Source organism: Ruminococcus sp. (genome assembly GCF_017549005.1).
In the GTDB taxonomy this organism is placed as follows: domain Bacteria; phylum Bacillota; class Clostridia; order Oscillospirales; family Ruminococcaceae; genus Ruminococcus.
Genome location: NZ_JAFYYT010000038.1, coordinates 57,272 through 71,846 on the forward strand (window position 1 = coordinate 57,272; position 14,575 = coordinate 71,846).

The 14,575-nt window shown below is 49.9% G+C and carries 12 protein-coding genes and 1 pseudogene; all 13 read left to right on the forward strand.

Features of this window, described 5'->3' with window-relative positions:
- The 13 genes and pseudogenes from rnc to rpsU all read left to right on the forward strand — a co-directional run bounded on the left by rnc (position 1) and on the right by rpsU (position 14,504).
- Positions 1 to 690 (forward strand): ribonuclease III, encoded by a 690-nt coding sequence (gene rnc / locus IKW96_RS09600; RefSeq protein ID WP_296573769.1) that lies wholly within the window; start codon positions 1 to 3, stop codon positions 688 to 690.
- On the forward strand, positions 677 to 1,672 hold the full coding sequence (locus IKW96_RS09605) for an elongator complex protein 3 (RefSeq protein ID WP_296573772.1): 996 nt from the start codon (positions 677 to 679) through the stop codon (positions 1,670 to 1,672). The genes rnc and IKW96_RS09605 overlap by 14 nt, the downstream gene beginning before the upstream one ends.
- 4 nt (positions 1,673 to 1,676) lie before the next feature.
- Entirely contained in the window at positions 1,677 to 5,249 is a 3,573-nt protein-coding gene (smc, locus tag IKW96_RS09610) for a chromosome segregation protein SMC (protein WP_296573775.1), read from the forward strand.
- 64 nt (positions 5,250 to 5,313) lie between these two features.
- Positions 5,314 to 6,213 (forward strand): annotated as a pseudogene (gene ftsY / locus IKW96_RS09615) (signal recognition particle-docking protein FtsY); the annotation flags it as partial.
- Between the two features lie 439 nt (positions 6,214 to 6,652).
- Positions 6,653 to 7,234: an RdgB/HAM1 family non-canonical purine NTP pyrophosphatase gene (gene rdgB, locus IKW96_RS09620; RefSeq protein ID WP_296573778.1), complete on the forward strand. Its 582-nt coding sequence runs from the start codon at positions 6,653 to 6,655 to the stop codon at positions 7,232 to 7,234.
- Between the two features lies 1 nt (position 7,235).
- The gene (gene yhbY / locus IKW96_RS09625) at positions 7,236 to 7,538 is read left to right on the forward strand and encodes a ribosome assembly RNA-binding protein YhbY (RefSeq protein ID WP_296573781.1); all 303 of its coding nucleotides are present in this window, start codon (positions 7,236 to 7,238) and stop codon (positions 7,536 to 7,538) included.
- A 23-nt stretch (positions 7,539 to 7,561) separates the two neighbouring features.
- Positions 7,562 to 8,257: an NAD(P)H-dependent oxidoreductase gene (locus IKW96_RS09630; protein ID WP_296573782.1), complete on the forward strand. Its 696-nt coding sequence runs from the start codon at positions 7,562 to 7,564 to the stop codon at positions 8,255 to 8,257.
- Positions 8,258 to 8,270: 13 nt separating this feature from the next.
- Complete coding sequence (locus IKW96_RS09635) at positions 8,271 to 9,464, forward strand: nicotinate-nucleotide adenylyltransferase (protein WP_296573784.1); 1,194 nt, start codon at positions 8,271 to 8,273, stop codon at positions 9,462 to 9,464.
- Positions 9,465 to 9,488: 24 nt separating this feature from the next.
- Positions 9,489 to 10,970 (forward strand): LCP family protein, encoded by a 1,482-nt coding sequence (locus IKW96_RS09640; RefSeq protein WP_296573787.1) that lies wholly within the window; start codon positions 9,489 to 9,491, stop codon positions 10,968 to 10,970.
- Positions 10,971 to 10,973: 3 nt separating this feature from the next.
- A complete protein-coding gene (rsfS, locus tag IKW96_RS09645; protein WP_072298969.1) occupies positions 10,974 to 11,333 on the forward strand; it encodes a ribosome silencing factor in 360 nt (119 codons plus the stop codon).
- A 3-nt stretch (positions 11,334 to 11,336) separates the two neighbouring features.
- Positions 11,337 to 11,687 carry a hypothetical protein gene (locus IKW96_RS09650; RefSeq protein WP_296573790.1) on the forward strand — a complete coding sequence of 117 codons (351 nt, stop codon included), beginning with the start codon at positions 11,337 to 11,339 and terminating at the stop codon, positions 11,685 to 11,687.
- Positions 11,688 to 11,705: 18 nt separating this feature from the next.
- Positions 11,706 to 14,138, forward strand: a complete 2,433-nt coding sequence (gene leuS, locus IKW96_RS09655) for a leucine--tRNA ligase (RefSeq protein WP_296573793.1) — start codon at positions 11,706 to 11,708, stop codon at positions 14,136 to 14,138.
- 192 nt (positions 14,139 to 14,330) lie between these two features.
- Positions 14,331 to 14,504 (forward strand): 30S ribosomal protein S21, encoded by a 174-nt coding sequence (gene rpsU, locus IKW96_RS09660; protein ID WP_009984057.1) that lies wholly within the window; start codon positions 14,331 to 14,333, stop codon positions 14,502 to 14,504.
- Positions 14,505 to 14,575: the final 71 nt, after the last annotated feature.

Consider the following 14,575-nt stretch of genomic DNA (forward strand, 5'->3'; position numbering starts at 1 on the left):
ATGGAAGATCTTGAAAGATTTGAAGAACTGATCGGCTATAAATTCAAGGATATACAGCTGCTGAAACAGGCGCTGTCACATTCGTCATACGCAAACGAGAAGAAACGTCCAAACGGCAGCAACGAAAGGCTGGAATTTCTCGGTGACAGTGTGCTTTCGATAGTTGTTTCCGACTTTTTATACAAGAATCTCAATGTTGCAGAGGGCGAGCTCACAAAAATGAGGGCTTCTCTTGTATGTGAGAAATCCCTGCACATATTTGCAAAGGAGATAGAACTCGGAAAGTTCCTGCGACTCGGCAAGGGCGAGGAGAATACAGGCGGCAGGGAGCGTCCCTCAATACTTGCGGACGCCTTTGAGGCAGTCATTGCCGCGATTTATCTTGACGGCGGAATGGAGCCTGTATCGAAGCATATCCTGCGCTTCATGCCGAAGGATATACGCCATGCGAAAAAGCCTGTATTCAACGACTTCAAAACCGTTCTGCAGGAAGTGGTGCAGAAAAATCCCGAGGAAAAGGTGGAATACGTCCTTATCGGCGAAGAGGGCCCCGACCACAACAAGCGTTTCGTGGTGGAGGTATGCCTTAACGATCAGGTCATAGGCAAAGGCACAGGCAAGAGCAAAAAGGAAGCCGAGCAGCTTGCCGCAAAGGAAGCTCTCGAGCTCATGGGCTATGAAGCACAGTAACATATCCATATTCGTGCCCCACATCGGCTGTCCTCATCTGTGCAGTTTCTGCGACCAGCGTACCATAAGCGGAGCACAGCACGCTCCCACGGGCGAGGAAGTCCGTGAGATATGTGAAAGGGCGCTTGCTGAGGTAAAAGAGCCCGAAAATACGGAAATAGCCTTTTTCGGAGGCAGTTTTACCGCGATATCACGCGATTATATGACAGAGCTACTTGAAGCTGCTCATGATTTTGTGGGCGACGGGAAGTTCCGCGGCATACGCTGCTCCACACGCCCCGACTGCATCGACTTCGAGGTATTGCAGCTCCTGAAAGGCTATGGAGTCACCGCAATAGAGCTGGGAGCTCAGTCAATGGACGACGAGGTGCTTGAGCTCAACGAGCGCGGACACACTGCGGCAGACGTTGAGAACGCCTGCGAGCTCATACGGGCATTCGGCTTTGAACTGGGCTTGCAGATGATGATAGGGCTTTACGGCAGTACTCCGCAGAAGGAGTGGGCTACCGTTGAAAAAATAGCAGCGCTTCGTCCCGATACTGTAAGGATATATCCTGTAGTGGTGCTGAAAAACACCCGTCTCGGCGAGCTGCTCCTGTCCGGGGAATACAGGCCTTTCAGCTTTGACAAGGCTGTGGATATAGCCGCTTCGGCAATGACAATGTTCGAGGGGAGCGGCATAAGAGTGATAAAATGCGGACTTCACGCCAGCGAATTTGTGGAGCATGATATGGTGGGCGGTTTCTATCACCCTGCTTTCCGCGAGCTGTGCGAAGCACTTATATACCGCCATAATATGGAGTTTGCACTACGCTCCGCTGATAACGGCGGGAGCGCAGTTATAGCCGTCAACGACAGATGTCTGAGCAAGGCGGCAGGACAGAAGAGATCGAACATCGCCTATTTTGCAGAGCGCGGTGTGGACATAAAATTAGTGGGGGATAAGGATATCCCCAAGTATGAATGCGAACTGAGGAGGTGAGCGCGTGTACCTGAGATCACTGGAAATACAGGGCTTCAAGTCCTTTCCCGACAAGATAAGTCTTACATTCGACAAAGGACTTACCGCAGTCGTCGGACCTAACGGAAGCGGAAAGAGCAATATCGGCGATTCCGTCCGCTGGGTACTGGGAGAGCAGTCCACGAAGACCCTCCGCGGAAACAAGATGGAGGATGTTATATTTTCGGGTACAGTTGCGAGAAAGCCGATGGGCTTTGCCGCAGTTACGCTGAATATCGACAATCATGACAATACGATCCCCGATATAGGTGACGAGATAGCCGTTACGCGAAAGCTCTACCGAAGCGGCGAGAGCGAATACCAGATAAACGGCAAGCCATGCAGGCTGAAAGACATAAACGAGCTTTTCATGGATACAGGTCTCGGACGCGACGGCTACTCCATTATCGGACAGGGTCGTATCGCTGAGATAGTGGGCGCAAAGAGCTCCGAACGACGCGATATCTTCGAGGAAGCGGCAGGAATCTCCAAATTCAGGTACAAGAAGCTTGAAGCTGAGCGAAAGCTCACCGCCGCACAGGAAAATCTGCTTCGTCTTACGGATATACTTTCCGAGCTGGAGGGCAGAGTCGAGCCCCTGCGTATACAGTCGCAGAAGGCTGAGAAGTTCATAAAGCTTGCGGAAGAACGCAAAAAGCTGGAAATATCCGTATGGGTGACACGTCTTGACGAGATGAAGCTCAAGCTTGATGAGCTGGACGGAAAGATACTTGTCAGCAAGAACGAATATGAGAACATAGAGAACGACATACAGCGCGAGGAACAGAAAATAGCCGACGGCATAAGAAAAATGCAGGAGAGCACCATGCGTGCCGACGAGCTCCGCAGAAAAATGCTGGAGGAGGAGCAGACCGCTTCTGATATGAAGTCGGGCATAGCCGTTCTCGAAAACGATATAAAGCACTGCAATGAAGCGGTGGAGACCGCTCAGAGAAATATCGACAATGCCGAGGAGGCAAAAAAAGCTCTTGAAGAGGAGCGGAAAGCCGCGCTCAGGGGACTTGAGGAGCTTGAAGCGAAGAAAAAAGCCCTCGAAGCCGAAATAAAAGAGGCTGAGGCGAGCTTTGAAAAGGCTGAGAGCGAGAGCTCAAAGCTCGGCGATTCAGTGGATAAGGCAGGCAGCGAGATAAGCGGTATGTACATCAGGCAGAGCGAGTTCCGCTTTACCATAGAATCCTCAAAATCCATGATAAAGGAACAGACCGAGCGTCTTGCCGCTCTCCGCGAGAGCAGCGGAAACCTCGTTAAAAAGCTGGAGGATTATGACATACAGACCGCTTCCGTAAAGGAACAGGCTGAGAAGAATACTTCAAGGGCTGAGGAGATACGGAACAAGCTCAGCGGACTGGAAAGGCTTTACAAGTCGCGCCGCGAGGGCTTTGAACAGGCGAAAAACGACTTCGAGCGCGCACTGTACGAGCTCAAAGACAAGCAGCAGCGCAGAAAGATACTCACCGACCTTGAAAACAACATGGAAGGCTTCGCAGGCAGCGTAAAGCAGGTCCTGAAAGCCTCAAAGCAGGGACGCATCGGCGGAGTAATGGGAACTGTTGCACAGAATATCGGCGTTGAGCCCGAGTACGCAGTTGCCATAGAGACTGCGCTCGGCGGCGCTATGCAGAACATCATAGTCGAGAACGAGGATATCGCAAAGCGCTGTATCCGCTTCCTCAAGGAGCAGAAGGGCGGCCGTGCGACATTCCTGCCCATAACCTCGGTGAAGGGCTACGAACTCCGCGAGCAGGGACTTGAAAACTGCGAGGGCTTTGTTGCCAATGCAAACAGAATAGTTACCTATGACCCGAAGTTCAGTGGCATAATCGCGTCGCTCCTCGGACGTATAGTCATAGCGGAGGATATCGACACTGCAACACTTATCGCCAAGAAATACGGCTACAAGTTCAAGATAGTCACACTTGACGGTCAGGTCATCAACGCAGGCGGTTCCTTTACGGGAGGCTCGGCGCAGAGGTCGGGCGGTATCATCACCCGTAAGAACGAGATAGAAACGCTTGACGGCGAGATAGCAAAGCTTGAAACAGAGCGTGATACTCTCCGTGAAAGAGCTGAGAAGCTCCGTGCTGAGGCTGAGAAGCTCAGGTTTGACACAGAAGCTGCAAAGGACGAGCAGACGCAGTGCGAGGCAGAGAAAGTCCGCATAGAAGCGGAACTCACAAGTCTTGCTTCAATGGCGGAACAGCTCCGCATACAGTCGGAGGACTCGGAAAGGCTTATTTCCGAGACAGAGCAGCGTATAGCAGCTGCCCGTCAGAATATAACCGATTCCGAAAAGGCTCTTGCCGAGACCGACGCAGAGATAAAGGCTGCCGAGGAGAAGCTCGCAGAGGGACAGGATATCCGCGAAAAGCTGCGTATACAGCGTGAGGAGCTGTCCGACAGGCTGTCAGAGCTGAAGATAAAGGGCATGGAGCTTGCAAAGGATGTTCAGGCTCAGGAGCTTGAACTCTCACGCATAGACGACAGGGAAGCCGAGCTGAAAAGCGGCGCCAAGCAGTTTGAGGACGAGATATCCCGTCAGAAGGACATAATAGCGCAGAAAGAGTCTGAAATTGACGGGTTGAAGCAGAAGCTTGCCGATTTCAAGGACAATACCGCGGTATACAATGCTGAGATACAGCGTTGTCACGATACGCATACGGAGCAGAACCGTCTCGTAAACGAGATGCAGAACGGTCTCAAGGCAATAAACGAGACCAAGGAGAAGCTCTCCGCCGAGGTCACCCGCCTTGAGGAGCGCAGGGAGACCGTATGCCGTGATACGGACAATATCATCAGGCAGCTCATGGAGGTCTATGAGCTCACGCGCTCTGAGGCAGTTGCCATTGCGGAGAAGATAGAGGACATGAACGCCGCTCAGGCGGAGCTGACCACTATCAAGAACAAGATCCGTGTTCTCGGAAGTGTAAACGTGGACGCTATCGAGGAATACAAGGAAGTTTCCGAGCGTTACCGCTTCATGTCCGAGCAGATAGCGGACGTTCAGAAGTCAAAGACAGAGCTGGAAAAGATAATCACAGACCTCACATCGGAGATGTGCAGGATATTCTCTGAGAGCTTTGCAATAATTAATTCAAACTTCAAGAGCATATTCGTCGAGCTTTTCGGCGGCGGAAAGGCGGAGCTGATACTCACGGACCCCGAGAACGTACTGGAATCGGGCATAGAGATAAGCGTAGCGCCTCCCGGAAAAGTCATAAAGAACCTTATCTCGCTGTCAGGCGGCGAGCAGTCTTTCGTAGCTATAGCAATATATTTTGCTATACTGAAGCTGAGACCTGCGCCGTTCTGCATACTCGACGAGATAGACGCGGCGCTTGATGAAGTAAACGTAAGGAAGTACGCTCAGTATCTGAAAAAATTCACTGACACGACGCAGTTCGTGCTTGTAACTCATAGAAGAAGCGCTATGGAGGAGGCAAATGTGCTCTACGGCGTAACCATGCAGGAGGACGGTATATCCAAGCTCCTGAAAATGGAACAGGTGGATTTCCAGGAGGACGTTGCTGACGTACAGTAAAAAAATTGTCACACTTTCGCAGGTGACTGCGATATTATAATTGGAACTGATTTGGAGGGCATACATGGGAATTTTTTCTAAGATATCCAGCGGTCTTAAAAAGACAAAAGAATTTCTTTTCGGCGGAATACAGCGGGTTCTCAACAAATTCACCGTAATTGACGAGGACCTTTTTGACGAGCTCGAGGAACAGATGATAATGAGCGATATCGGAGTTGAGACCTCCGAGGAGATATGCGACAGGCTCCGCAAGAAGATAAAGGAGCGCGGTATCACCGACCCTAAGGAGATAATGGGACTTATCCATGAGGTCATCGCCGAGATAATGGGCGACGATACGGGACTTGATCTTTCCGTATCACCTGCAGTTATCATGGTCATCGGCGTAAACGGCGCAGGAAAGACCACAACTATCGGAAAGCTCTGCCACCAGTTCAGGCAGGAGGGCAAGAAGGTACTTGTTGCGGCAGCCGATACCTTCCGTGCAGCTGCCATAGACCAGCTTGAAGTATGGACACAGCGCGCAGGCGTTGATATCGTAAAACACGCCGAGGGCTCAGACCCGGGAGCTGTAGTTTACGACGCTCTCGAAGCGGCAAAGGCAAGGGGCTGCGATGTAGTTGTCATTGACACCGCAGGCCGTCTCCACAACAAGAAGAACCTCATGGAGGAGCTCAAAAAGATAAACCGTATAATCGACACCAAGGCAGGGGAGTGCTCCAGAGAGATACTTCTCGTCCTTGACGCTACAACGGGACAGAACGCCGTGAATCAGGCAAAGCTTTTCAGTGAGACAGCGCCTATCACGGGTATAGTCCTCACAAAGCTTGACGGAACCGCAAAGGGCGGCATCGTTATCTCTATCAAGAACGAGCTGGGTATTCCTGTAAAGCTGATAGGCGTGGGTGAAAAGATAGATGATCTCCAGCCGTTTGACAGCAATATGTTCGTTGACGCTCTCTTTACTTTCTCCGAGCAGCCTGAGGAGGACGAAGAGGAAGAAGCGACTGAGACAGAGGAATACACTGAGGATACCGTGGAAGATGACGATACAGTTGAAGTTGACGGCGTAAAGGGCAGCTACAACGAGTACGGCGCGTTCATTCCGTATGAGGAAGAAGACGAAGAGGACTACGAAGAAGAGTCAGTGGACGAGGCTGAGGAGGAAGCTCACGAAGAGGAAGAAGAGCCCGTATACGAAGAAGTTCAGCCCTCTGACGATGAAGTATCCGAGGACGTTGAAGCTGATGAGAGCCCTGTGATCGATGAAGAAGAGAATGAGGAAGAAACAGGCGAAGATGAAGGCGGCGAGGAAGAAGCAGAGGAAGATAACGAAGCTGCTCCAGAGCCTGAAAAGAAGAAAAAGCGCGGATTCTTCAGTAGACTTTTCGGAGGTAAGGACGATGATTAAGCAGCTTGTAATGGCTACGAACAACGCGAATAAGCTCCGCGAAGCAAGGGAGATACTCGCACCTCTCGGCATTGAGGTATTATCGCAGCGCGAAGCGGGAGCAAACTGCGACCCCGAAGAAAACGGCGCGACCTTTGCCGAGAACGCGCTCATAAAGGCAAAGGCGGTATACGAAGCTGTAAATCTCCCCACCATAGCCGACGACAGCGGTCTCTGCGTAGACGCAATGGACGGCAGACCCGGGGTATATTCCGCAAGATACGCTCCCGAGGGACAGCACTGTGCGAAGCTCCTGGAGGAGATGAAGGACGTTCCCGAGGATAAGCGCGGAGCAGCTTTCAGATGTACGATAGCATACATAGATGAAAACGGTCAGCATACCATGTCAGGGGACTGCAAGGGCGCTATCGGTTATGAACAGCGCGGCACCAACGGCTTCGGCTACGACCCCGTGTTCATGGTGGGCGAGCGCACAATGGCTGAGCTCACCGCTGACGAGAAGAACAGGATAAGTCACAGAGGTGCGGCTCTCCGCGAGCTGTACCGCTTCCTTAAAGAAAGATACGGTGAATAATATGCTTACAAGCAAGCAGAGAGCGTACCTGCGCGGTATAGCTTCAACATACGAGACCATATATCAGGTGGGCAAGGGCGGCGTTACCGAGGCTATGTGCAAGGATATCGCCGAAGCTCTCCGTAAGAGAGAGCTCATAAAGCTGAAAGTCCTTGACAATTCGGGCTGGACGGCAAGGGAGGCCGCAGAGGCTGTAGCTGAGCAGACAGAGTCCGAAGTAGTGCAGGTCATAGGCAACAAATTCGTGCTTTTCAAGCGTAACGAGAAGGAACCTGTAATAGAGAATATTCCAAAGGCTAAGTAAAAATATCCTGCAGGAGGTACAGTATGAAAGTCCTTATAATCAGTGGTACGAACCATAAGGGCTCGACCTACAGTATCGGGCGTATCATGGCAGAAAAGCTCACAGGTGCGGAGAATATCGGCGAGGTGTTCCTGCCCCGCGACTTTGACGAGTTCTGCTGCGGCTGCACAAACTGTTTCGTCAAGGGAGCCGGGAACTGTCCTCATGCTGCGAAGCTGAAGCCCATTACGGAGCTTATTGACGCGGCAGATGTACTTATCCTGACATCTCCCGTGTATGTTTACCATTGTACCGGACAGATGAAAGCCTTGCTCGACCATTACGGCTGGCGCTGGATGGCGCACCGTCCCGACGAGAGAATGTTCCGCAAACAGGCGGTAGTCGTTGCAACAGCTGCGGGAGCAGGAGTGAAGTCCACCATGAAGGATATGGCGGACAGCTGCTTCTTCTGGGGCATACCTCAGACCTACAGGCTGGGCAGAGCCGTTGCAGCCACCGACTGGCAGAGCGTAAAGCCCAAGATAAAGGACGGTATCAATAAAAAAGCCGACAGTATCGCCAGAAAGATAATGAAAAGACAGGGAAAAGTTCCCGTTGGCATAAGAACGAAGGCATTTTTCAAGATAATGAGCCTTTTGCAGCGCAACGGCTGGAACAAGACGGACGTGGATTACTGGAAGGAAAAGGGCTGGACAGGCAGCAAACGCCCGTGGAAATGAATGGAGTGAGACTATGCGGATAGGAATATACGGCGGCAGCTTCAACCCCGTACACAACGGTCATATACATCTTGCGGTGACTGCTGTAAAGGAGTTCGGTCTTGACAGGCTCTATTTCGTGCCGTCAAAGAAGTCTCCACACCGTTCCACAGCCGAGTATGCCCCCGACGGAGACAGGCTCGAAATGCTGCGGCTGGCCGCAAAGGCGGACGACAGGCTTTTCGTCAGCGATTACGAGATTAAAAGCGACAGAGTGAGTTATACTATATACACAGTCGAGCATTTCCGCAGGGAATTTCCTGAGGACGAGCTGTTTCTGCTGGTAGGCAGCGATATGCTGCTCAGCTTTGACACATGGCATCGTTTTGAAGAAATTCTCGGCAATGTTACTCTCTGTGTTGTCTCCCGTGAGAGCGGCGACCTGCCTGAACTCAGAAAAAAGGCTCAGGAGCTCGGAAAATACGGGAAAATCATAGTTTCCGAAGCCCCTCCCACAGAGGTCTCCAGCACTGAAGTCAGAAAAAAAATTGCAAAAAATGAGGATTTCACTTGCTATCTTGACAAAAATGTAGTACAATATATAAGGTCTTTAGGATTATATTCAGTCAGAGGTGAAGATGTTTTGCAGTATAACCCGGAGGATAAAAAGAAGATACTTAAAGCGCGGCTTACCGCAAAGCGCTATACCCATTCGCTGAATGTTGCGGAGGAGTGCAGAAAGCTTGCGGAAAAGTACGGTGAAGACCCCGACAAGGCATATTTTGCCGGACTTCTCCATGATATTTGCAAGGAGCTTCCCGAAGAAGAGCAGAAAGCTCTCGTACTTGCAAGCGGATATACCGTATGCAGGGAGGAAATGGAGACACGTTCGCTCCTTCACGGTATCGCAGGCGCTTATTATGTTAAGAAAGAGTTCGGAGTGGAGGATATAGATATCCTCAATTCCATAAGATTTCATACAGTTGGCAGGGCAGGTATGTCCCGCCTTGAGGAAATTGTTTATATTGGCGACCTTGTTTCCGCCGAAAGGGACTACAAGGACGTTGAAAAAATGCGTAAGCTCGCATATACCGACCTTAACGCCGCAATGCTGGAGGCATTTGCGTTTTCGATGAAGTCAGTGATAAAAAAGGGCGGAGTTATCCCGATATGTACCGTTGAGGGCTACAATTTTTACACAAGGCTTCTTAAAGAAGAGAAAAAATAATGTGAATTTGAAAAGAGGAGTCAAATGAACCGAGAAGAACTTAACAAGGAGTTAAATACAAACAAAACCAATGCCCCGAGGCAGCCAAAGCCGCTTCGCAGGCTTAAAAGAGTAGACGAGAGACCAAGGACCACAGTGGTACTGAACGAATACCGCGGACTTCACGAGTCTCCTTCCATAGATATCAGCATAGGCGACGAGGACGAACGTCCTAAACGTGCTCCCGAGCAGCAGACCTACCACGGACTCCACGAAAAGAGCGGTGCCAAGCGTCCTGCAGGTGAGAATAAGAGCGGCTCAAAGAGAAAAAAGAGCAGGAAGGACATTCTTGTAAAGATAACCTCCGTAGTTCTGAGTATAGCCGCAATAATCACGCTTTGCCTGAATATGCCCATACTTTGGTATAAAAAGAGCGGACAGCCCGACGAGAGAGTATCCATACTCACGTATTTCAAGCGCTGGCAGCCTACAGTTGAGATCGAGGGCGAGCTTGAAGTCCCCACAATGGAGCTCAATGTTGATACAGAGATAGTAAATGAGGAATTTACCGACGGTCTTGACCTTCCGCAGCTTGTTGAGGGACAGTACACAGTGCTCTTCCTCGGATTTGACGAGGACGTTGAGAATACCGACGTTATATGGATATGCCAGTTCGATATCGCAGCTGCAAAGCTCCATATCCTGCAGATCCCACGTGACAGCTCTATGCTGTACTACACAAGCAATCCTACCACAAAGATGAACAGCGTTTACGCATGGGGCGATCCTGAGGTAAGCAATATACAGCGCGTGGTAAACTGCGTTCAGGAGTGCTTCGGCATACCGATAGACGCATACATCACCACAGCCTGCTTTGATATCAGGAACATCGTTGACCTTATCGGCGGAATACCCATGCACCTCGACAACGAGATCATCTATGAGGCAGACAAGATAATCCCCGCAGGCGATGTTACGCTTAAAGGCGAAGAGGCTGAGTGGTTCGTCCGTTTCCGTCACGAGTGGCTACAGGGCGATATCGGACGTGTACAGAACCAGCGCCGCTTCATGCAGGCAGCTATGAAGAAGCTCCTTGCTATAGTAAAGGACGAGGGAAGACTGAAGCTTTACAGCTACCTCAACACTATCTACAAGAATAAGTGGATAGCTACAAATATGAGCGTTGACGATCTCAGCAAGCTTGCGGATTTCGGCTCAACACTGGAAATGGATAATGTAAGCGTGGACATGGTACCGGGTGAGGACGCGGAGTACATCGCAGCCGACGGAGTGACCTACAGCATTTACTCTATCCACAAGAGAGCTACAATTGACAAGCTCAACGAGAATTTCAGACCATATCAGTACCCGATGCTTCTCTCGGACAGCAACATAGTCGAGTTTGTTGACGAAGCAAACTACAGCTATGATCTTTATGACGATATGGAAACAAACTTTGAGGAACTCGAACACGCTACCGAGCCACTCAGAAACCCGGATATGAAACCATGGTGGAAGGAAGATTAACAGATGACCGAGCAGGAAAAACTCGAGCTAATAATAAAAACACTTGACAGTAAAAGAGGAGAGGATATCCAGGCGATAAAGATATCCGACCTTACAATACTTGCTGATTACTTCGTTATAGTAAACGGTACAAGCAACACCCACGCAAGAACACTTGCAGACGAGGTTGAGTTCGTGCTGTCACAGAAGGGCATAGAGCCCCAGCGCCGTGAGGCTGATACGGGAAACACATGGATAATCCTGGATTACGCGGATATAATCGTCCATGTTTTCTACAAGGACACAAGAAACTTCTACAAGCTGGAGGGCTTGTGGGCAGACGGCGAGCAGATAGACATCAGCAGCCTTATAACCAAGGAGTAAGGAATGCAGACGAATGATCCGAAGGGACGCGCTCTGTGTGTCGTTATCGGCGTGTATCTCATAGCAAAGGCTGTGCTGAATATGGTCATCGGCGGCGGTTTCAGCTTTAGTGAAATGTTCATAGCAGCGGGGCTCGCGGTAATGATATTCACAGGTCTGAAGTACTTCAATTACCTTGCCGCAGCAGTGCTTGCGGTGACAGCTTTGATATATCTGCCGCAGAATATATCAAATATAGGTTCAAACTGGCTGTACCTCATAGAGGGCGTACTCGATATCGGCTGTGCGGTGCTTCTGTGCGTACAGAAGAATATCAGACAGCATTTTACGAAAACAATAACCATCAATAATTAAATAAAGGAATGATATTAAATGAGCAGATATGATTTCACATCTGTTGAAGCCAAATGGCAGAAATACTGGGAAGAACATGAGACCTTCAAGACTGATGTATGGGATTTCAGCAAGCCTAAGTTCTATGCGCTTGATATGTTCCCCTATCCGTCGGGAGTAGGTCTTCATGCAGGACACCCTGAGGGCTATACCGCTACAGACATCGTTTCACGTATGAAGCGTATGCAGGGCTATAACGTACTTCACCCGATGGGATATGACTCATTCGGACTTCCTGCCGAGCAGTATGCCGTAAATACGGGAAATCACCCCAACGGCTTTACTCAGGAAAATATCAAGACCTTTTCAAAGCAGCTCAAGGAGCTTGGCTTTGACTACGACTGGTCAAAAATGGTTGCAACATCAGACCCCGAGTTCTACAAGTGGACTCAGTGGATATTCAAGCAGCTCTACAAGGACGGCTACGCCAAGTACATAGATATGCCCGTAAACTGGTGCGAAGAGCTGGGAACAGTTCTTTCCAACGACGAGGTCATCGACGGCAAATCAGAGCGCGGCGGCTTCCCTGTAGTAAGAAAGAACATGAAGCAGTGGGTAATAGACCAGCCTGCATTCGCCGAGAAGCTCCTGGAGGGACTTGACGAGATAGACTGGCCGGAGTCCACAAAGGCTATACAGCGCAACTGGATAGGAAAATCCACAGGCGTTGAGGTAGAGTTTGACATTGTCGGCGGCGGCAAGTTCTCTATCTTCACCACCTGTATCGAAACTATATACGGTATCACATTCATGGTACTCGCTCCCGACGGAGCAGTTACCGAGAGCCTCCTAGACCGCGTACAGAACAGGGAAGAGGTACAGGCTTATATTGATGAGACCAAGAAAAAGAACGACATGGACCGTACAGAGCTCAACAAGACCAAGTCGGGCTGCGAGCTCAAGGGCGTTACCTGTATCAACCCCGTAAACGGCAAGGAAGTCCGTATGTTCATCGGCGACTTCGTACTTGCAAGCTACGGTACAGGTGCAGTTATGGCAGTTCCGAGCCACGACCAGCGTGACTTTGAGTATGCCATAGCTCATAACATCGACATGATACAGGTAATCGACGGCAAGGACGGACACATCGACGTTTCCGAAGCCGCAATGGAAAAGACGGAGTACCTCGGCAAGGGCTACAAGCTCATTAATTCCGAGGAGTTCACAGGTCTCACCGTTGAAGAAGCCAAGGAAGCGATCACACAGAAGCTTGAAAAAATGGGCAGAGCAAAGCGGACAGTGAACTACCACTTCCGCGAGTGGATATTCGCCCGTCAGCGCTACTGGGGCGAACCTGTTCCCGTAGTACACTGCGAGGACGGAACTATCCATGCACTTGACGATGAAGAGCTCCCGCTCATTCTTCCCGAGCTTGACGACTACAAGGGCAAGAACGGCAAGGCTCCCCTTGAAAATGCAACAGAATGGAAAAAGTACGACCGCAACGGCGTAAAGGGCACACGTGAAACATCTACCATGCCCGGAAGCGCAGGCTCAAGCTGGTACTACTTCAGATATATCGATCCGCACAACGACAAGGAGTTCGCAAACCAGGAGCTCCTGAAGCACTGGATGCCTGTAGACCTCTACATCGGCGGTCCAGAGCACGCAGTAGGACATCTTATCTACTCGCGTATCTGGAACAGATACCTCTATGACAAGGGCCTTGCGCCTACAAAGGAGCCGTTTAAGAAGCTCATACATCAGGGCATGATACTCGGCGAGAACGGTATCAAAATGGGTAAGCGTTTCCCTGAGTTCGTTGTAAATCCGTCCGATATCGTAAGAGACTACGGCGCAGACACTCTTCGTCTCTATGAGATGTTCATGGGACCTCTCGAGGTAAGCAAGCCCTGGAGCAAGAACGGAGTTGAGGGCGCAAAGAGATTTATCCAGAGAGTATGGAGCTTCTTCACAGAGTCCGATAAGCTCACAGACAGCAATGACGGTGCGCTCACAAAGGTATATCATCAGACAGTAAAGAAGGTCACGGACGACTTTGAGAAGCTTGCTTTCAATACAGCTATCAGCCAGATGATGATATTTGTCAATGCAGTATACAAGAACGATTCATGCCCGAAGGAATATGCCGAGGGACTTATCAAGATGCTTTCGTGTATCACTCCCCACATGGGCGAGGAAATATGGAGCATAATGGGACACAGCGACACTATCGCATATGAGAGCTGGCCTGTTTACGATGAAGAGCTCTGCAAGGAAGACACCATCGAGATAGTGGTACAGATAAACGGCAAGGTCAAGACAAAGCTGAATATCGCAGCCGATACAGACAAGGATACCGTTATGGAAATGGCTATGAATGACGAAAAGGTCAAGGAGACTATTGACGGCAAGACCATAGTCAAGCAGATATATGTACCAAATAAGCTTGTTAATATTGTTGCAAAGTAACGAAAATTTTAATTAACAAAAAAATGCTTGACAACAACCGCAAAATGTGGTAAACTTATAGTATATTATATATGACTATATGTGTATCTGCTATGTATTGGGGTATGCGCTGACTGACGCCCGCAAGGGTGATTAGTATAGATGCCATAGAGCTTAGCTCTGTGCAACCTCTGAACAAGGGAGGGAAATTTAGTGGCAGAAGTTCGTGTTGGCAAAAACGAGTCTTTAGACACAGCTCTTAAGAGATTTAAGAGATCATGTGCAAAGGATGGCGTAATTGCTGAGGTTCGTAAGAGAGAGCACTACGAAAAGCCTTCGGTAAAGCGTAAGAAGAAGTCTGAGGCAGCTCGTAAGCGTAAGTATTGATCTTGCGAAAATGATTAATGTTGATAAAAGCGGGCTGCGGCTCGCTTTTTCATTTATTGAACGGAGTTGAC